The sequence below is a fragment of the Nostoc sp. genome (genome assembly GCF_036917355.1).
In the GTDB taxonomy this organism is placed as follows: domain Bacteria; phylum Cyanobacteriota; class Cyanobacteriia; order Cyanobacteriales; family Nostocaceae; genus Nostoc.
Window position 1 is genome coordinate 203782 of sequence record NZ_JBALDP010000064.1, and the last position, 22011, is coordinate 225792.

General features: G+C 39.4%; 13 protein-coding genes. 10 read left to right on the forward strand and 3 right to left on the reverse strand.

Features of this window, described 5'->3' with window-relative positions:
* The first annotated feature begins 234 nt into the window (after positions 1–234).
* The 10 genes from V7K53_RS20725 (at position 235) to V7K53_RS20770 (ending at position 17249) form a co-directional block, all read left to right on the forward strand.
* Positions 235–1494 (forward strand): proton extrusion protein PcxA, encoded by a 1260-nt coding sequence (locus V7K53_RS20725; protein WP_335199370.1) that lies wholly within the window; start codon positions 235–237, stop codon positions 1492–1494.
* A gap of 151 nt (positions 1495–1645) precedes the next feature.
* On the forward strand, positions 1646–2122 hold the full coding sequence (locus tag V7K53_RS20730) for a hypothetical protein (protein ID WP_335199371.1): 477 nt from the start codon (positions 1646–1648) through the stop codon (positions 2120–2122).
* Positions 2123–2481: 359 nt separating this feature from the next.
* Complete coding sequence (locus V7K53_RS20735) at positions 2482–3351, forward strand: polyphosphate kinase 2 family protein (protein ID WP_335199373.1); 870 nt, start codon at positions 2482–2484, stop codon at positions 3349–3351.
* 147 nt (positions 3352–3498) lie between these two features.
* A complete protein-coding gene (locus V7K53_RS20740) occupies positions 3499–4125 on the forward strand; it encodes a chemotaxis protein CheB (RefSeq protein WP_335199375.1) in 627 nt (208 codons plus the stop codon).
* Between the two features lie 452 nt (positions 4126–4577).
* On the forward strand, positions 4578–6470 hold the full coding sequence (locus V7K53_RS20745) for a CheR family methyltransferase (protein ID WP_335199376.1): 1893 nt from the start codon (positions 4578–4580) through the stop codon (positions 6468–6470).
* A gap of 299 nt (positions 6471–6769) precedes the next feature.
* Positions 6770–8869 (forward strand): PAS domain-containing hybrid sensor histidine kinase/response regulator, encoded by a 2100-nt coding sequence (locus tag V7K53_RS20750; RefSeq protein WP_335199378.1) that lies wholly within the window; start codon positions 6770–6772, stop codon positions 8867–8869.
* A 54-nt stretch (positions 8870–8923) separates the two neighbouring features.
* Positions 8924–9520, forward strand: a complete 597-nt coding sequence (locus V7K53_RS20755; RefSeq protein ID WP_334839021.1) for a tRNA-(ms[2]io[6]A)-hydroxylase — start codon at positions 8924–8926, stop codon at positions 9518–9520.
* 18 nt (positions 9521–9538) lie between these two features.
* Positions 9539–9943, forward strand: coding sequence for a VOC family protein (locus V7K53_RS20760; RefSeq protein ID WP_335199379.1), 405 nt, complete (start codon positions 9539–9541; stop codon positions 9941–9943).
* Between the two features lie 46 nt (positions 9944–9989).
* Positions 9990–11201, forward strand: a complete 1212-nt coding sequence (cbiE, locus tag V7K53_RS20765; protein ID WP_335199380.1) for a precorrin-6y C5,15-methyltransferase (decarboxylating) subunit CbiE — start codon at positions 9990–9992, stop codon at positions 11199–11201.
* A 429-nt stretch (positions 11202–11630) separates the two neighbouring features.
* Entirely contained in the window at positions 11631–17249 is a 5619-nt protein-coding gene (locus V7K53_RS20770) for an ATP-binding sensor histidine kinase (RefSeq protein ID WP_335199382.1), read from the forward strand.
* Between the two features lie 145 nt (positions 17250–17394).
* On the opposite strand, the gene V7K53_RS20775 is transcribed toward V7K53_RS20770, so the two are convergent.
* From V7K53_RS20775 to V7K53_RS20785, 3 genes are all read right to left on the reverse strand, one after another.
* Positions 17395–18933, reverse strand: a complete 1539-nt coding sequence (locus V7K53_RS20775; RefSeq protein WP_335199384.1) for a flavin-containing monooxygenase — start codon at positions 18931–18933, stop codon at positions 17395–17397.
* Positions 18934–18949: 16 nt separating this feature from the next.
* Positions 18950–20590: a tryptophan halogenase family protein gene (locus V7K53_RS20780; protein ID WP_335199386.1), complete on the reverse strand. Its 1641-nt coding sequence runs from the start codon at positions 20588–20590 to the stop codon at positions 18950–18952.
* Between the two features lie 67 nt (positions 20591–20657).
* Entirely contained in the window at positions 20658–21371 is a 714-nt protein-coding gene (locus V7K53_RS20785; protein ID WP_335199387.1) for a hypothetical protein, read from the reverse strand.
* Positions 21372–22011 lie beyond the last annotated feature (640 nt).

Sequence of the window (22011 nt, forward strand, 5' to 3'; positions counted from 1 at the left end):
GTCAATAATGACAGTGTAATGGATAAACTGTCAATATAAATAACCAGTATCAATCTATGCCGATCCATCTGACTTTATCAGGTAATATAAAATTGCTAGCGTAGACGTAGCCCGTCCTAGACATCGCATCAGGGAGTATTACCTGAATCTGGATTGGACTAATTATTTAGCTGTTATACCCATTTTTTATGATTATATAACTATAATACACATTATCTAAAAGTCATATATGTAATGAAAAACTCACTTACCAGAACATTCCAAAAATATTTGCGATCGCTGAACCGTTGGTTTTCAAATACACCAGAAAGGGCACTTTTAGAAGCTTACGAAGCAGCTCAGAGAATTAAAAATATTGAGAACGAACATTTTGATAACAAAAAAATATCTTTACAATCAGTAAAGTATACTGAAAATGTAATGTCTTACTGGCAAGTATATCTTAATAAGAACCTAACTATTATTAAGATCAGGCTTGCCGAATTCCAGCTTAGTCGAGGAATTGTCAATATCTCTAATTCTGTTTTATTAGAAAAATTGAAGGTTATTGATGAAGTAGTAGAAAAATATGCTATCAAAGATGAGGTAATTAATAATCCCTTAGTGTCAAATTATCAGCCTTTAAACATTAATGAGAACGAAATAAAAAAACAGCTAAATTTATCTAACATAAATGATACTCAAGTTAAAGCTCCAATTCCAAAAAGTAGACTGACTAAGAGTTCTATTGGCAGAAGAATTAATAAAATTCAAGCAGATTTTGCACCGCAGACAGAAGAAGAGTTTGTCAGGAATTATCGCATTTCTAAAGGTAGAACAATAATTGCCCTGCGATTTTTGATAGTTCTCATTCTTGTACCGCTTTTAACTCAATATTTATCTAAAGAATTTCTAGTAACTCCAATATTAGAAAGGGTTAGAGGGGATAATGCAACTCAAATCTTCATCAATTCTGACATGGAAAAAGAAGCTCTCCATCAATTACATAATTTTCAAGAAGAACTGAGATTTGAATATTTTCTTAATCAAGCACCACCACTTTCTTCAGAGCTAACACAAGAAAAAATCAAAAGTAAAGCAATTGAAATATCTGAAGAATTTAGCAAAAAAAGTAATAGCAGTATTAGTAATGCTTTTGCTGATTTAATATCACTCTTTTCTTTTGGTATAGTTATCGCCATGAGCAAAAGAGAAATTGTGATTCTTAAGTCTTTTATGGATACCATTGTCTCTGGTCTCAGCGATAGTGCCAAGGCTTTTTTAATTATTCTGTTTACAGATATATTTGTAGGATTTCACTCACCAGATGGATGGGAAGTCCTTCTTGCAGGATTGGCAGAACATTTAGGTCTACCAGCCACTAGAAATGTAATCTTTTTCTTTATTGCTACATTTCCTGTGATTTTAAACACTATCTTTAAATACTGGATATTCCGCTATCTCAGTCGTTTATCTCCATCGTCATTAGCTACATTAAAAGAGATGGACGAGTAATTTGTAATTATCCAATGCCCAAATTGACTTACTTTGAGTAAAGAATATATTTCTTACCAGAAATCAATTAATTACAAATTACGAATTATTTTCACGCATTTGTCTTTTGATTCGCTAGGCTATGTATATCCTGGTTTTCCCGAAGTATACTATGGATTTTGAAAGCAAAGTTAATGCCTCAACTCCTACAGACAACATAAAGTTTGCTCAACCAACTACTATCCGTAAGCCGCTGGAACTGCTGCGAGATACTGAGGCTTTACTTCGTCGCCCAACTGTAGCGAAACTGTCGCCGATTTTGCCACCAAAACTGAGCAATAGATTCCAAGCAACTTCATCTTTTGCGGATGACTCCTTTGAGGAACTGGCAGAAATTGACCTAAATACTATTAGTGATTTTGAACTGCGTCCTGCACGAATTCTTGTTGGCTTGAGCCTTATTGGTTTTGGGGCGCTGATGATATTGGTGCTGCTGTTATACTTAAACACGTTGCATCCAAAAACCAGTACAGTTGTGCAGATTCGGCAATATTGGTATCAATATATTTGGTTTGTCTGTTTAGGTATCACGGGGATGTTTATCTTGGGACGTGAAGCAATGCGTCCTATACCAAAGCGACGGAAGTAAATAGATGAGAATAAATCGAAGTAGATTAAGTAATAAACATCTTGCAAAAGTAACTTTGGCAAGAAGATACTGGGGAAAGGGGAAAGGGTAAAGGGAAAGGGGAAAAGATAAGGGAAAATTCTATACCTTTACCCTTTAACCCTTAACCTTTTCCTCACTTCTGCAAGAAGTCTAATGTAAGAAATCTTGAGATTAGTTCGTAGTGAAAGCTAAAGCCATCATTTGTTCGCGTAGCGTCTCTGCGAGACGCTACGCGAACACTACAAACTTTTAATTATTTACGCGGCTTTACTTAACTTTCAGGAATTAACACTTCAAAATGTGCTTGTGTATTAACTAGCTGTTAGGAGATTTTATACATGAATCATGATGCTTTTATCGTTCCGCCAGGTTCAAAGATTTCTCTGAAAAAAAACTATGACCCAGCTTATAAAACTGATTTTCATGAAAAAACTGATGCTGCAACCAAATTACAGGTAGATATTGAACGACTAGCTAATTACCAAAATATTCTCTATGCTCAAAACACCTATGCTCTGTTGATTATTTTTCAAGCAATGGATGCTGCTGGCAAAGACAGCACTATTAAACACGTGACTTCTGGTGTTAATCCGCAGGGATTTCAGGTGTTTAGTTTTAAGGGGCCCAGTGCAGAAGAATTAGACCATGATTACTTGTGGCGCTCAATGAAAGCTCTGCCAGAAAGAGGAAGAATTGGCATATTCAACCGTTCATACTATGAAGAAGCGCTAGTGGTGCGTGTCCATCCAGAAATGCTTCAGAAACAACAGCTACCTCGCTTCCCTAATGGAAAAAAGATATGGAAACAGCGTTTTGAAGAAATCAATAACTTTGAAAAATATTTGGTTAATAATGGTGTAATTATTCTGAAGTTTTTTCTAAATGTCTCTAAATCAGAGCAGAAAAAACGCTTTTTAGAACGAATTGACTCTCCTGATAAAAATTGGAAGTTTTCAGATAATGATGTCCGAGAACGAGCTTTTTGGGATGATTATATGAATGCTTATGAAGAGGTTTTTAATAATACGAGTACTAAATGGGCGCCGTGGTATATTATTCCTGCCGATCGCAAATGGTTTACACGCCTGACTGTTGCCAATATTATCTGCACAAAATTAGAAGAACTAAATCTGCAATACCCAACAGTTAGTGAGGAACATAAACAGCAACTTTTGGAGGCAAAACGTATTCTAGAGCAGGAAGATTAACCTGTGAATTTGATGGGTAAAGGCAAAAAAATACTGAAGTAGTTTAGATATACTGTACAATACATGTAGGTAAAAATAAAAAATTGTAACTTAATTAATGCTATTTGTAACTAAAGAAGTTACGCAGATAGCCATAGGCGCAAAATCATGATTGAGATGGCAAAAAATGCCAAAAATCATCCACCTGACTTTACTAATGCTGCCTTTGATATAGTGGCGATCGCAGCCTCAGCAGGCGGACTGACTGCTATAGTTAAAGTGCTATCGACTCTACCCGCAGAATTTCCAGCCGCGATCGCTATTGTGCAACACCTGGCTCCGGGACATCCGTCGTTCATGGCAGAAATTCTCAGTCGGCGCACAAATATTACTGTCAAACAGGCAGAGGAGGGAGATTGTATTACTCCAGGAACGGCTTACGTTGCTCCACCCGATCGTCACTTATTGGTTAACGGTGACGGTACGCTTTCCTTGTCACAGTCAGAATTAGTACATTTTTTACGTCCTTCGGCTGACTTATTATTTGAATCGGTTGCAGCCACTTACAAAGACAGAGCGATCGCTGTTGTGCTAACTGGAACGGGTAGCGACGGCGCGATGGGAGTAGAAGCAATCAAAAAAATGGGCGGTACTGTTATTGTCCAAGACATAAAAACCGCCGAATTTTCTGGGATGCCCTCCGCCGCAATTAACACTGGCAATGTAGATTTTATTCTCCCCCTTGATGAAATTTCCACCACCCTGGTGGGTTTGGTCATGGAAGAATCTGACTAGGCAGGGGAGCAGCACTTCTCTACGAGAGGCTTCTCTTTCAGAGACGCTAACGCGAACGCCAACGGCTCATTTCGGCTACGCTCAATGACCAACGCTCAGTGACCGAGGAGCAGGGGGGCAGGGGAGCAGGGGAGATATGTTTTAGAATGCAAGTTAGTGTCACCATATATTAATGAGGTTTTAATATTCATTAATGAAGCTTTGAACTCCTTTAATGAGTCTTTGATACTCATTAATGAGGCTTTGAACTCTTTTAATGAGTCTTTAATACTCATTAATGAGGTTCAGAACTCCTTTAATGAGTATTAAAGACTCGACAATAAGTCTTTGATAATTGCGGACGTAGATCGTAACTCCACCCCTCTGCCCTCTGCCCCTCGGTCACTGAGCGACTTGCCCTGAGCGTAGTCGAAGGGAGCCGAAGTGCTGCCCCCCTGCCCCCTCCCTAACCTATGACTTCCGCAGAAAAAGATCCTAAATTTGAAAATCTATTGGTTTATCTCAGACAGAGCCGGGGATTTGATTTTACAGGCTATAAGCGCTCGACTTTGATACGTCGGGTACTCAAGCGGATGCAGTCATTAACCATAGAAAACTTTGAAGAATATCAAGACTATCTAGAAGTTTATCCAGAAGAATTCAATTATCTTTTCAACACTATCCTAATTAACGTCACTGCTTTTTTTCGAGATTCATCAGCTTGGGAATACATAGCAGAGCAAATATTGCCTAATCTGATTAAGAATAAAAAAACTTCCGATCCAATCCGCATCTGGAGCGCTGGCTGTGCTTCTGGGGAAGAAGCTTATACCTTGGCAATGTTGATGGCTCAAATATTGGGAGCAGAGGAATTTCGCCAACGAGTGAAAATCTACGCCACAGATGTAGATGAAGATGCTCTCAACCAGGCTAGGCAAGCTGTGTATTCAACAAAAGATGTCCAAACTGTGCCAGATGAACTACGGCAGAAATACTTTGAGATTGTCGGAAACCGCTATGTTTTCCGTCAAGACTTGCGCCGCTCAGTGATTTTTGGTCGCCACGATTTGCTTCAGGATGCGCCCATTTCGCGCTTAGATTTATTAGTTAGCCGCAATACATTAATGTATTTTAATTCTGAAACTCAAGGGCGAATTCTGGCGCGGTTTCATTTTGCACTCAATGATAATGGCTATCTGTTTTTGGGAAAAGCAGAGATGCTATTGATGCATTCTAATCTGTTTACGCCACTGGACTTGAAAAACCGAATATTTACTAAAGTATCGACGGTGAATTTACGCGATCGCCTCCTAGTTATGGCAAATTCAGTAGATGACGAATCTAGCAGCCGTTTGTCTCGAAACCTCCGGCTGAGAGAGATGGGTTTTGACACAGCCCCAATCGCCCAAATAATCATTGATATCAATGGCACTCTGGTAATGCTGAACGAGCAGGCGCGGACTTTGTTCGCCCTTTCCCCCAAAGATTTAGCTCGTCCCTTCCAGGATCTAGAACTTTCCTATCGGCCAGTTGAATTGCGATCGCTAATTGAACGGGCTTATACTGAACGCCGTCCTGTGAGCTTAACAAATGTAGAGCGCTACTTATCTAACACAGAAACCCAATATCTGGATGTGCAAATTACGCCTTTACAAGAAACAGATACCAGTTTTTTAGGAGTCAGTATCTCCTTTCATGATGTCACCCGTTATATTCAACTCCAAGATGCCCTACAACGATCGCAACAGGAATTAGAAACTACCAACGAAGAACTACAATCTACTAATGAAGAATTGGAAACTACTAACGAAGAATTACAATCTACTAATGAAGAATTAGAAACTACCAACGAAGAACTACAATCTACTAATGAAGAATTGGAGACGATGAATGAAGAACTTCAATCTACTAATGAAGAATTACAGACAATTAATTACGAACTGAGCGATCGCACCACGGAACTGAATCGCACAAATATTTTCCTCGCCTCTATTCTCAAGAGTTTCCAAACAGGAATACTAGTAATTGACAGTAGCTTTAATATCTCTATTTGGAATTATATGGTCGAAGATTTATGGGGCTTGCGGACTGATGAAGTACTAGGAAAGTCTCTCTTCAGCTTAGATATTGGGCTACCTGTCGAGCAGTTGCGATCGCCCATCCGCGACTCTCTATCCGGGAAAAAACAGTTTCAAGAAATGATCCTTGATGCTACCAATCGTCGGGGTAGGCAAATAAAATGTTACTTAGCAATCACTCCACTGCTTGGCATCGAAATGCAAGGAGCAGTTTTAATGATGGTAGATGTAGAGAGAGTCAGCAGTATGATTTCTACTCAAGAAATGGAGCAACGGCAGCAGCAGTAATAACAATTAACAATTAACAATTAAAGACAGCGATTTAAATCAGACTGTAGCAAGATTCACCACCAGAGTAACTGATGGTATATGTAGAGGTCTTAGAGGACGTTTGAAAAGTTTTTAGTGATGTATCAAATCCTTTAACTACTTTTCAAACATCCTTTTAAACCTTTTAATTTCCGATAAAAATGCTTAACTGAAGAGTATTGTATTAAATCCTTATTCTCTTTGGTAGCTTTACTGAAGCAGAGGTCAGTTTTCCTTCTGCGTTTATCGATAAAAGCAATCATAGGAAAAAACTACAAATGACTAAGGAAAATTTTCAACAAGCGATTGTTGAGGCGCATCAGCGATTGGAAAACCTTTCGCAGCTTGCAAGTTTTGCGACAGATAACTCTATAAAGCAGGATTACCCTATAGAGCTTTTGCAACAAGCGATTACCGAAATCTCTATTTCTCTAGAAGAGTTACAGCAACAAAATGAGGAATTGATCGCTACACGCCATTTGGTAGAAGAAGAACGCCAACGTTATTACGATTTATTTAACTTTGCTCCAGATGGTTACTTGCTTACAGACGCTACTGGAATGATTCAGGAAGCTAACTATGCTGCGACTAAGTTATTGAATGTGCGTCAGTCTTACCTAATTGGTAAACCAATGGCTGTGTTTGTGCATCAGACAGAACGGCAGAAATTTCGTAACATCATGCTGCAATTGCAACAGCACGGGCAAATCCGCAGAGAAGAGTTACAGATTTTTCACGATCGAGGAAGTGTAAACTTTCCGGCAGAACTAACTGCGATCGCAGTGGAAGATAGTCAGGGTAAAACCGGAAGCTTGCGCTGGCTATTCAGAGACATTAGCGAACAGCAAGCTGCGCTACGCGAACGCCACCAGCAAGACCAGAAAATTCGCGAACAAGCTGCCCTACTAGACATCACAACAGATGCAATTATCGTAGAGGATTTGCACAACCAAATCTTATTCTGGAACCACGGTGCAGAGAAGATGTACGGCTGGCAAGTTCAGGAAGCTCAAGGAAAAAACACCTGTGAACTTTTATCTAAAAAAACCTCACCTCTACTCTTTGCGGCTCAGAAAACTGTGATTGAGCATGGAACATGGCAGGGAGAGTTACATAAATTTACCAAAAATGGTAAAGAAATAATCATTGCTAGCCGCTGGACATTGATGCTCGATGCTGTAGGCTTGCCGAAATCAATCCTAATTATTGACACCGATATCACCGAGAAAAAACAACTCGAAACTCACCTATTGCATAGTCAACGTTTAGAAAGCTTAGGCACTCTCGCCAGCGGTATTGCTCACGATCTCAACAATATTCTGACTCCAATCATGGGAATTGCTCATCTGCTGCCCCTAAAATATCCCCATCTTGATGAGAGTTCGCTGCAAATGCTGAAGATACTAGAAACCAATGCCAAACGGGGCGGTGATTTGGTGAGGCAAATTTTGTTATTTACTCGTGGTTCTGAAAAAAAATTCACAATCCTATTAGTATCGCAATTGCTTGAAGACATCAAACAGATAGTCCAACAGACATTCCCCAAATTCATCGACATCAACACAGACATAGCGCCAGAAATCGCGATGGTTTTCGGAGACAACACTGAACTGCATCAGGTGTTAATGAACCTAGTAGTCAATGCTCGTGATGCCATGCCCAATGGTGGTAAACTCTGTATTTCTGCCAGCAAGCTATTCATCGATGAAAACTATGCCAGGATGCACATAGGGGCAACCGTTAATTCCTACGTGAAGATTACAGTTACTGATACTGGAGTTGGCATTGACTCAGAAATTATCGATCGGATTTTTGATCCCTTTTTCACCACCAAAGAAGTGGGTAAGGGTACAGGACTGGGTTTATCTATCTTGATGAGCATCGTCAAAAGCCACGGCGGTTTTGTGGAAGTAGCCAGTCAGGTAGGAATTGGGACTAAATTCCAAGTATATCTGCCAAGCAAGGAGGGCAGTATTTCTCAAAAAATAGATGAGATAGAACTGCCAAGAGGTCAGGGAGAATTTATTTTAGTTGTTGATGATGAAGTAGCGATCGCTCAGATCGCCAAAACCACACTGGAAATCCATAACTACAAGGTATTGACTGCCCAAAATGGGATTGAGGCCATTGCCCTGTACACTGAGCATAAAGATGAAATTAGGCTAGTGCTGATAGATATGATGATGCCGTTAATGGATGGAGAAACAGTCATTAGCACCTTGCAAATCATCAACCCACAAGTACAAATTATTGCCATGAGTGGATTAGTTAGAACTGAGGCATTAGTCCAAACTAGGGGTATTGAGATCCAAGGCTTTTTAGCGAAACCCTTCACCCCCAAACAATTATTGAACTTTGTCCAAAGAATATTCCGCTAAAATCAGTTTGCTAGGATACTCAGCCAAATTAAAATTCTGGAGTTTTTTGACTCTGTGCTTACTCAGTTGCCGACTATCAACGTCCTAAAACAGCCCACTAGTTCTGCTTGGGTTGAACAAGCGATCGCTAATTTAGATATCATCTTACTCGACCACTCCCACTGCGAACGCAAAGCAGCAGGCGTGGCCTTGAACATGATGTTTCGCTACCCTTCCAATACTAAAATGGTGCGGGAGTTAACTGCGATCGCCCGCGAAGAACTAGAACACTTTGAATTAGTCAACCAATGGTTAGAACGCCGGAATATTCCCCTAGCTCCCCTACCACCACCTCCTTACGGCGCGGGTTTAAAAGCTCAAGTACGCCCCAAAGAACCTGAGCGATTTCTGGATTCCTTACTAGTCACTGGTTTAATTGAAGCTCGCTCTCACGAACGCCTGGGACTATTAGCTGCTCACTGTCCAGAGCCAGAGTTAGCAAAATTTTATCGTGGGCTAATGGCATCCGAAGCGCGTCACTACGGTATATATTGGGTTTTAGCTGCTACTTATTTCGACAAAGAAATTGTCATGCAGCGGCTTGATGAATTAGCAATTGTCGAAAGCGAGTTGCTGGCGACTTTGCACCCAGAACCTAGAATTCACAGTTAGTAGACTAACCCAACAGATATGAAGCTTCAGCTAACACACCTGAGACTGCTTGTCTCCAATTATAAAGATTCTTTTCTGTTCTACCGGGATCTGCTGAAATTTGATGTCGATTGGGGCGATGAAGATAGCGGATATGCTGAGTTTAATACCGGATATCTCAAGCTGGGTTTGCTCAAACAAGAATTAATGGCTGAAGTAGTCCCAAGAATTGAACAGCCTTCATACGTTGTCAATCGAGATAAAATTGCCCTGATTTTGGCAGTGGATAACGTGGATGAGGTCTATGAGCAAGTAAAGGATCAAAATGCGCTCGTTGTGACTCAACCACAAGATCGCCCAAGCTGGGGAATCCGCACAGCTCATTTGCGCGATCCTGATGGCAATCTGATCGAAATCTACAATAATCTCGGAATTATTAGTTAAAAGTTCGCTGCCAACAAGGTTATAAAGTAATTAATCATGAATTAGCATGATACAGAAATGGCTTTCTATTGTTGGCATTGGGGAAGATGGATTACAGGGGTTAAGCGCGATCGCTCGTTCTTTAATCGATCGAGCTAAAGTAATTGTGGGAGGCGATCGCCATTTAGCAATGCTCCCTACAGACGATCGACGTGAGAAACTAGTCTGGTCATCTCCCATTAGCACTTCAGTAGACGAAATCATCCAGCGTCGGGGGCAGTCAATCTGCGTACTCGCAAGCGGCGATCCGATGTGTTATGGCATTGGTGTCACCTTGATGCGGCGAATTCCCATCTCTGAAATGACGATTATCCCCGCACCTTCAGCCTTCAGCCTCGCCTGTGCCAGGGTGGGATGGTCTTTAACCGAGGTGGAAACCTTGAGTTTGAATGGTCGTCCATCCTCCCTACTCCAGTCTTACATTTACCCAAAAGCGCGGCTGTTGATTTTGAGTGAGGGTAAAGACACACCCGCTATTGTTGCTCAAATTTTGACAAATCGCGGCTATGGTGGCAGTAAAATCACTGTATTGGAGCGTATGGGCGGCGCTCATGAAAGAATTGTGGAAGGTACGGCTGCATCTTGGAGTGAAACGGAAGTTGCAGTGTTGAATGCGATCGCAGTTGATTGTATTGCTGATACTGGGGTTATCCCATTACCAAGATTGCCAGGATTACCAGATAACGCCTACCACCATGATGGACAATTAACGAAGCGTGAAGTTAGGGCAATTACCCTAGCAGCTTTAGCACCGACACCGGGAGAATTATTGTGGGATGTGGGTGCGGGTTGCGGCTCAATTTCAATTGAATGGATGCGGAGTAATGCGCGATGTCGAGCGATCGCGATCGAACAAAATTCTTCTAGACTACTGTATATTGCTGACAACGCTGCCACTCTCGGTACTCCAAATCTACAAATCATTGAAGGGAAAGCGCCCCATACCCTGAAAGATTTGCCAGCACCAGATGCTATTTTTATTGGTGGTGGGGTTACAGCAACGGGACTTTTTGATGTTTGCTGGGAAGCACTGCGGCCAGGTGGACGTTTAGTGGCCAATGTTGTCACAGTAGAGGGTGAGCAAACTTTATTTCAATGGCATGAACGAGTCGGTGGCGATTTAACTCGTATTGCCATTCAGCGAGCGGAACCTATTGGTAAATTTTTAGGTTGGCGAGCAATGGCGGCTGTAACGCAATGGGTAGTAGTGAAGTCTTAAAAATTGAATAAAGTTATGAGTGCGATCGCTTTTATGATTTGGTGATAGCTTACGTAAATTCTAATTTTGTTATACACAGTATACTTTGTAAAATGTATCTTGCTGTCAAAACTATGAACAATTGTGAGTATATTCTCTACCTCTAGATACAGCAAAATGAATATCTGTCTGCGGTTAAAATGTCTAATATTTATGTGCGATCTCAGTATTTTTCAATTTTCGCTTTTTGAAGAAACTAAACATAAATAGCCGCTCATTAACCGTTAATACACTGATATTCTTATACCTCAGTTACTTACAATCTGCTACCAATCGGTGATTAATAACCATACTTTTTAACACCTTACAAAATTCCGTTACTCACTGATAGTAGCTACTATGCTCTGGGTATACTAAACCATAGACAGAAAATTATCATAACTAAATGCAATGTTAGTAGAATCAGATAAAGTATTTCCTATACTTGGCTATCGCATTATTAAGCAATTATATTCAGGTAAAAAAACCTTAGTTTATCGAGCTATCAGAGAAAAAGATCGGCAATCAGTTATTTTAAAATTGATGCGTAATGAAGATCCTAACTTTGCTGAAATTAATCAGTTTCACAATCAATACACTATTACCCAAAACCTTGAAATTCCAGGCATAGTCAAACCAATCAACCTAGAAAAATATCACAATAGATATGTGATAGTAATGGAAGATTTTGGTGGTATTGCCCTTAATCTCTGGCAGCAAGAAGAGCAGAAAAAAGGAAATTATTCTGTTTCATTGAGTGAGTTTTTCGGTATTGCCATTGAAATTAGTGCAACTTTAGAACAGCTACATCACTATCGCATAATTCACAAAGATATCAAACCTGCTAATATTTTAATTCATCCGATAACAGGTAGGACTAGAATCATCGATTTTAGTATTGCTACTCTATTACCAAAAGAAATTCAATTTCTCACAAATCCCAACGTCCTAGAAGGTACTCTAGCTTATATTTCCCCTGAACAAACAGGACGCATGAATCGAGGTATAGACTACCGTACCGACTTTTATTCCTTGGGTATCACCTTCTTTGAACTCTTGACAGGGCAGTTACCATTTAGTACTACTGAACCGATGGAGTTAGTCTACTCTCACATTGCCAAAGAACCGCCAAAAGCCAGTCATATTAACTCCAATATTCCCACAATTTTATCTGATATTATCAGCAAGCTGATGGCAAAAAATGCTGAAGACCGATATCAGAGCGCTCATGGACTCAGGTATGACTTGGAGAGATGTCAAAACCAATGGCAAGAGAAAGGAAATATTACAGCCTTTGAATTAGGAATTCGGGATATCTCAAATCATTTTGCCATTCCTGAAAAACTTTATGGTCGTCAAAGAGAGATTGAAATTCTCCTGAGTACTTTTGACCGGGTGACAAAGGGAAGCACGGAAATGATTTTAGTCTCTGGTTACTCAGGGATTGGTAAAACTGCTGTGGTTAATGAAGTCCACAAACCCATTGCCAGACAGCGTAGTTACTTCATCAAAGGAAAATTTGACCAATTCCAACGTGACATCCCGTTGTCAGGATTGGTGCAAGCTTTGCGAGATTTAATTAGTCAAATACTTTCCGAAACAGACGCCCAAATTCAACAGTGGAAAACCAAAATTTTATCGGCATTGAGTACGCAATCTCAGGTAATCATTAATGTAATTCCGGAACTTGAAATAATTATTGGCAAACAACCCCCATCTGCTGAACTTACTGGTAGTGCTGCTCAAAATCGTTTCAATTTATTGTTTCAGAGATTTATTCAGGTATTCACTACTAAAGATCATCCTCTGGTTATTTTTTTAGATGATTTGCAATGGGCAGATACGGCTTCCTTGAAGTTTATTCAATTATTAATGGATGGAAATTCTTCTTCCCTTGCTAAAGATAAAGAGAATATATCTAAAAGCAAAGGCAGTTTGCTACTAATTAGTGCCTATAGGGATAATGAAGTATCAAATTTACATCCGCTACATTTGACACTACAAGAAATTGCCAAAGCAGGAGCAGTAATTAATACAATTAAACTCTCACCTTTAAGTCAGATTGATTTAAATCAGATGATTTCTGATACACTACGTTGTCCAGAAACCATTGCTGTACCTCTGACTCAAATGGTGTTTTTCAAAACGAAAGGGAACCCATTTTTTGCATCCCAATTTATCAAACTATTATACGATGATGGACTAATTGAATTAGATTTTGATGCAGGTTATTGGAAGTACGATATTACCAAAATTAAAACCTTATCTCTTACAGATGATGTTGTAGAGTTTATGGGCATACAAATAGGAAAATTGCCCCAAAATGTACAGAATGTCTTGAAAATATCTGCATGTATTGGTAATGAGTTTGACTTAAAAACATTGTCCCTTGTTAATGAAAAATCTTTAATAGATACTGCATCTGACTTATGGCAAGCATTACTTGAAGGACTGATTATACCTCAGAAAGATGGTTATAATTTTACACCAGAAAATGATAGACAACTATTAAGCTTTTCAACTAGAGAATCGGAAAATTTATCACTTACTAATGCCCAATTACCAAAATATAAATTTGTACACGACAGAGTTCAGCAAGCAGCCTATTCTCTAATTGCCAAAGACCAAATCAAGCAAATACACTTAAAAATTGGACTGCTTCTCTTGAACAACACTCCAGTTGCCGAACGGGAAGAAAATATTTTTGAGCTTGTCAATCATTTCAATATTGCAGCCGAATTTATTACCCATCAAGCTAAACGTAATGAGTTAGCTGAAATGAGTCTGATGGCTGGACGTAAAGCTTTGGTATCAACAGCTTATTCATCGGCACTGAAGTATTTAACTATTGGAATTGAGCTACTAGCAGATGATAGTTGGGATACTAAATACGATCTCACCTTAGCTTTGTATAATACGGCAACAGAAGCGGCATATCTCAGTGGTGACTTTGAATATACAGAAAAATTTGTCCAGGTTGTGTTGCTAAAAGCAAAAACTTCACTAGATCAAGTGAAAGCTTATGAAGTTAAAATACAGTCTTATGGCGCACAAGGAAAAGAACTAGAAGCTGTCCATATTGCAAAAACCTTTTTGAAAACTTTAGGAGTAGAGTTCCCTACAAATCCTAGCCAATCAGATATTCAGTTAGCAATAGAGACAACATCTGCAAAGTTGGCTAATAGGTCTATTCAAGACTTAATTGAACTGCCGGAAATTACAGAAGCGCAACCACTGATAATCATGCGTATTCTATCTAGTTCAATTGGTCTTGCTTATACAGTTGCGCCGGAATTATTACTGTTTATTATTCTGAAACAGATCAATTTATCGATCAAATTTGGTAATTCTCCTTTGTCTGCTTTTGCGTATGTGATGTATGGAGTAATGTTGTGTGGGGTAATAGGAGATATTGATTCTGGATATAAATTTGGGAAACTAGCTGATAGTTTGTTGCCTAATTTCCAGACAAAAGAAGTAACTGGCAAGGTTATGGAAACATTTAATCACCTTGTCAGACATTGGAAAGAGCATCTAAAGCAAACATTGAAACCCTTACTTGAGTCTTATACGACTAATCTCGAAGTAGGAGATATGGAATTTGCAGCTTATGCTCTTTATGGTTACTCTCAACATGCATACTTCACAGGTCATGAACTAATAAAACTTGAACAAGATATAGAAGTATATAGCAAGACTATTAAGCAAATAAAGCAAGAAAGAGTATTTTATTGGAATGAAATATTTCGGCAAACAATCTTGAATCTGCTAGGAGATGCTCAAAATCCGCAGAGTTTAATTGGTACAGCTTATGATGAAGAGAAAATGCTACCACTTCATCTGAAAGCTAAAGATGGAGTCGCACTGTTTTTCCTCTATTTCTGCAAACTTCAGGTATGTTATCTGCTGGCTGATTACTCTCAAGCTCTTAAAAATACTGTCATGGCAGAAAAGTACTTATATGCTGGTGTCGGCATGTTTGTTACTGCTCAATTTTATTTCTATGATTCATTGACGCATCTAGCAGTCTATTCTGATTTCGATGAATTTGAACAAAAAGAAATCCTGCATAGAGTAACAGAAAATCAGAAAAAAATGCAAAATTGGGGAGTTCAGGCTCCCATGAACCACTTGCATAAATTTTATTTAGTAGAGGCAGAACGGCATCGAGTTCTTGGTCAACATCTTGAAGCGATAGATAATTATGAGAAAGCTATTTCTCTTGCCAAAGAAAATGATTACATTAACGAAGAAGCTCTTGCTTGCGAATTAGCGGCTATATTTTACCTTAAATGGGGTAAACAAAGAATTGCCCAATTCTATCTCACTGATGCCTACTATTGCTATGTTCGCTGGGGAGCATTAGCTAAAGTTTATGACTTGCAAAAACGCTATTCTGAATTACTTCTCCCGATGATTCAGCAAGAAGAAACTAGCTATTCTTGCAGTGAAAAAAATCTACCTGAACTGAGTCTACACCTATCTACACTTAGCAATAAATCTACTCTGATTACAAATGAAACTGTGATTGGCTCCAACACTAGTATTTCAGATATGTTAGATTTGGGAACTGTGATTAAAGCTTCTCAAGCAGTGTCTGGAGAGATTGAGCTGGAGGCACTCCTTTCTACTTTAATGGAAGTTGTCATGGAGAATGCAGGAGCTTCTAAATGTGTGCTGATATTGAGTGAAGCTAATAACTTAGACTTAACTGTTGCCGCAATTAGTCCTGGTTCTACTTTTAGAGATACTCACACAGAGTTTTTATCTATTCCTTTAGAATCCAGCGATTGTGTTCCTATCTCTTTGATTAATTATGTCAAACGAACCCAAGAAATATTAGTAATTGATGACATTAAAGCGAAAGCTTCTTTTGCAGTAGATCGTTATATTAACCGTGAGGAGCCAAAGAGCATATTATGTATTCCGATGCTTAATCAGGGCAAATTGCTGGGACTGATTTATCTAGAAAATAATTTAACTACAGGAGCATTTACACGCGATCGCCTAGAAGTTCTCAAGCTCTTAACTATCCAAGCTGCAATTTCTTTAGAAAATGCCATTCTCTACAATAATTTGGCTGAAGCGAATGAGCAATTGGAGAAGTACAGTCATATATTAGAGGAAAGGGTGGTAGTAAGAACAGCAGAACTTAACGAAAAAAATCAGCATTTACAAGAAGCCCTAGAAGAATTACAAAGTACCCAAAGTAAATTGATCCAAAGCGAAAAAATGTCCTCATTAGGGCAAATGGTGGCGGGAATTGCCCATGAAATTAATAACCCTATCAATTTTATTCATGGTAATATTAGTCACGCAAGTGACTATGTTCAACAATTGCTAGATTTGATTAATATCTATCAGCAACAATATCCTCATCCCTCAGCAATAGTGGAGCAAAAAATTGAGGAAATGGATGTAGAATTCCTGACAGAAGACCTCCCAAGGGTTCTCGACTCGATGAAGGTGGGAAGTTCCCGTATCCGAAATATTATTCTGAGCTTACGTAACTTCTCTCGTCTAGATGAATCGGAAATGAAGCCTGTAGATATTCATGAAGGTATCGATAGTACTCTAATGATTTTGCAGCACCGACTCAAAGAAAAGAGCGATCGCCCGGAAATTGAAGTCTTTAAAGACTACGCACAACTGCCGGATGTTCTTTGCTATGCTGGTCAACTCAACCAAGTGTTTATGAATATTTTAAGTAATGCGATCGATGCTTTAGACGAATACAACAATGAAGAAGATTCTCCCAGGAAAAATCCTCAAATTCGTATTCGTACTGAATTAGGAGAAGTAAACACGTTGAAGATTCGGATTGCTGATAACGGTTATGGGATGATTGCACAGGTGCAGCAGAAAATATTTGATCCATTTTTTACCACTAAGGCAGTAGGAAGTGGTACGGGGTTGGGGTTATCAATTAGCTATCAAGTGGTAGTGGACAAACACAAGGGTCAGTTAAGCTGTGAATCTACTCTGGGAGAGGGAACTGAGTTTGTGATTGAGATTCCGCTGCAACAATAAGACAAGCTAACGATACTGGAAAATTTACGTGAGTCTTTGTTGGAGACTCACGTAAATTTAGTATAGGGTTCGGTTGAGAACTTCACCGAAACGTATTCGGGAGATATCAACGAACGCTTGTCACCTCTACATTTGCCGCGATGGGCTATGCCCCGCCGGAGGCGATCGCCAAATCATTGAGAGATGGATGTTGTTTTTGTTTTGCTTGTAATTCCTCACCCAAATGCTTGTAAGCAGATGGATCTATTGGCATCAAAAACTCCCCAACCAAGTTCCCTGCTTGACGGCGGCTACTCAAACCCATATCCTGAAGCAACTCATCAATATAATGGAATGTAAAAGGAGTTACACATGCTCCACTGACGAAAGCATAAGGTCTATCTTTCTTCCTCCATTCCAACTCTGTTGTTACATCCTCTAGCATCTGTTGCGGGGATGGTAAAGGTAAATTTCCTTTAGCATACTCTGATAACCACCTAGCACCAATTTCTGCTGATAACTGGGCACAGAAAGTATAGTTATAACCAACAAAACCCATTTGTGGAACATGAGGGTGAATGAGATGGCGGTAAAGATGGATAGTGCCTTCTTCATCAAATACGTGTCTGCGGTACTTCTCTTCTAAAAAGGGGATATCCTGAAGAAAACCTGTGCCAAAGACAACAACATCTGCCTGTATTCGTTCGCCGTTATCCAATTCGACGCCACTAGCAAAAAACTTATCGATCTTTGTCTTCACAGCACGAATTTTACCCGCGCGTACATGCTCAAAAAAGCCTTTAGGTACCAAGGCGATACTACAACCAATCAATTTGTTCATCGGTTGTTTGGGCACCATCCCACAAGCATCAAGGGGAAACTGTAAGCGTAGGAGAGTCTCATTTAGCCGCCAGAATGCCCACACCAGCGGCTTGCCAAAACTATGCAGCCACTTTTCCCATCCTTGAAGTTTATGATAGGGCATCCAAGTTTCTGCAAACCGAGTCAGGAAGACATACTTGATGTTCAACACACCGAGAAAGAAGTTGGGAACTTTCCACAGCGCTTGACGGAAGACAAGGGTACATTCCTTGGCCTTGCTAGCTGCGAGATTCGCCAAATCGGTGGCTGACTTGCCAAAACCGACAACAACCACTCGCTTGCCCTCAATTACAGAGCCGTCATTAAAATTGTTAGTATGTATTACCTGACCTCCGGCGGCAATGAACTCTTCCATCCCCGGCAAGTTAGGAATGTAGGGAATATCATAAGTACCATTGCACACAATCACAAAGTCGAATTCGTAATTTTGTTTTCCGATCTCCTGACCATCTTCTTGAAAGCTAACACTAACAATCCATCCAGGAGTATTTCCTGATTTGCGCTCCACTTTGGTGACATTTGCACCGAACTGAATTTTTTCTGTGACACCAAAGTGTTGGGCATAGGATTCAAGGTAAGCGCATATTTGTTCTCCTGAAGGCCATTCGGGATAAGAGGCAGGCATAGGAAAGTCTGAGAAAGCATAGGTATCTCTGGGATTTTGAATTGACAGTCCTGGGTAAGCCCTCGACCTTTCCCACACACCACCAAGTCCCTGCCGTTTCTCGAACAATGTCACTTCGTAACCTTCCTCAAGAAACGTCTTTGCTGAGACTAATCCGCTGACTCCAGCCCCAATCACACATACTTGTTTCACCGTCATCTTGGGTTCTCCTAAATTATGAAACTAGTGTAGGAATCTGATATGAGCGATCGCTAACCACACTCAAATACTCTGACTGTTCTTGTGACTTCATCACATGAGTTAAGTATTCATACTGAGACGGTAAAGTTGAAGTTAGGTAATTGGCTCTTTCCCTAATTTCCAAAAATGCAGCTTCAGCGTTGTCATTTCCAATATGTTCTAAAATGGGAAGACTGCTTTCAGGCATGTAATTTAGCCCCAGCAACATTACCGAATAAGAGTAAGACTCGAAGCCGTGGTATTTCGGGTTGATAGTCTTGTTGCTTGGCAGTCTATTTTTCCATAATCGTAATTTTTCCTGTAGTTCTTCTGGAACTTTGATATTGTTCTTAGTTGCTTTCCAGAATTCTGTGTCGGTGCGATCGCTAGCATAGTAATGAAGTGTCAAAAATTCTCGCACACCATCTATGCAGTCAGCGACAACTTTGTTATAGCTGTGAATTAGCTCTTGATTGAAAGATTTGCTGGGAAAGTGGCTAACTAACTCTTCAATTCCATGTTGAATAAAGAAGATGCCAGTAGATTCTAGCGGTTCCACAAATCCACTGGAAAGGCCAATTGCTACACAGTTTTTCACCCATGAGTTTCTGTTCCGTCCAATCCGCATCTTGATATGAGAGGCTTGACGATTATCAGCAACGGCTCCCAAATGCTGGCGTAATTCCTGTTCTGCGTCCTCAGCAGAAATGAATGCACTCGAATAAACATACCCAGTACCATTTCTGCCATACAAAGGTATATTCCAGACCCAACCAGACGAAAGTGCCGTTGATGTGGTGTAAGGGTTGATACCATCTTTTTTGATATCAGTTGGTATTTGCATGGCGATCGCGCGATCGCACAATAGTGAATCTGAATAAGAAATGAATGGCTCACCAAGAGCTTTGTCGATCAAAAGACCACGAAAACCAGTACAGTCAATGAAAAGGTCGCCACTGAGAATCCCATGCTCTTGGGTTGTGAGACTATCTATGCTCCCATCCTCAGTTAACTTAATATCTACCACATCATCAACAATTTGCTTCACTCCCCTTTCCATTGCATAATCTTTCATGAATCTTGCCAGTAGATTCGCATCAAAATGATAGGCATAGGGGTACTGAATCTTTAACTTATCCAGGATATTTTTCTTGATGGTATGCTCTTGAGAAAATTCATTTTGAACTTTGCGATCGAAGACTTTACCATCTAAATATTTTGGCGACAGTTTATGGTCGCATAGCCAAGGAATTAGAAAGCAAGCATAATCAAATGCTTCTCGATCTTTCTTCATTTTCAGCCACCATTCAGAGATATCAAAGCCATCAATTACCTCATATCTTTGGAAGGGATGGTAGAAGTGTTGCCCCTTCGCATTCCAGTTGACAAACTTAATTGCCATTTTATATGTGGCATTACACTTTGGCATCCATTCATATTCTTGTAGACCAAGAAAATCAAAGAATACTTTGATGGTACTAAAAGTTGCTTCTCCAACTCCAATTTTGGTGATATTAGATGATTCTACCAGAGTAATATTAATATTTTTATCTAGTGCTTTACTCAAATAAGCTGCCGTCATCCAACCGGCTGAACCACCACCAACAATTACAATATTTTGTACATCATTTAACATAGCAAAAGTTCCTCTTGAAGTCTAAAATTAAGTAGGAAAATCAGTTACAAAAAACTTATTCAAGAATTTATGCAGCTTTTAATTCTTGCTCGATTTGATGGGTTTTAGCATATACCAAAAGCTCATTTGTAAATTGTGTGAAAACTGTAAATAAGTTCTCAACTAATTCAAAAGCTTCTTGCCGACTTTCTTCTGATAGTTGAATGTCTTGTAAAAATTGCTCTATTCCAGATGTACCCATGATGTGACCAGTTTCAACATTCAGATGAAAATCGGCAAAATATCGGCATGGTTTTTGGGTAATAGCTTTAATTTCTCTACCAACTTCTGCCGCATTTGAAAACATTATGTTTCCGGTCGCTTCGAGAACTTCAATAATTACAATTTTCTGAATAGGAGTAGCGTTTGAAGTATATCGATATAGCTGATAGTTTAGCCAGCGAGCATTCTTAGTTTCTTCACTCCAAAGAAATTTCAACGCATCACTAAATTTCAATGATTTATCAAGCTCTAGGTTCTTCAAATCTTCCAAAAACCACAGCCAATGATGGTCATCTTCATAAGTATGTTTGTTAATTAGTACCTGAATTGGATCCTTTGTTGGTTCTACTCGCAAAAAACACTTATTCAGTTCGCCAAAATTCATAATAAAATGGGCGGCGCATGGTGCCCAAACTAATCTTTGTCTGGCATTTATACTCTTGTCTCGCATGAAATTAAACAAGGGTAATTGAGCATATTCTTGTTTTTTTTCTTCAATCAATGCTAGTAATTGTTGCATTTTTTTAATCGCGCCGATTTTCAATGTTTAATATTAGAGCGAAAATACATTTCTTGCTTGACTGTACAAAGGATAATCTGCCACATGTTTGGTTGTTAAATCCCCAAAGTTTTTTTGATATTCATTGGCATAAAACCCACTATTTGAATAGCAAACAATGCATAACTTGTTATATTGCAATACAGTTAATTGAAAGATAATTGGTCTTTGAAGATGTGATAAATCGCTTCTCTACATCAATACTTTAGGTGTATTGTGTTATATCGTATTGAGGCTAACGCTAAATTGTAACCAGCTAATTTACTGTGATCTATTTTTACTTTAACTTCAATATATCTATGTAATAAACGCAGTTTTTACGTAAGTACACTTGTTAAGAAATGGTCTGATATGAGCGTTTACTTTGCCTTGAAAAACCAAATCGCTCAGTTAAGCGTTCTGCCCTAGCTAAGATTTGAAAGCAGGCTCGTATATACTTGGAAAAATTTTTAGATTTGTTATAGCTAAATACAGTATCAATAATTACTTTTCATACTCAAGTGCCACTGCACACTCAAATTCTTCTGGTGCATATTGCAAATGTACTTGGGCATCAAACCAAGAATATGTACTAGGAGTAACAGAGCGGACTAAGGAATGG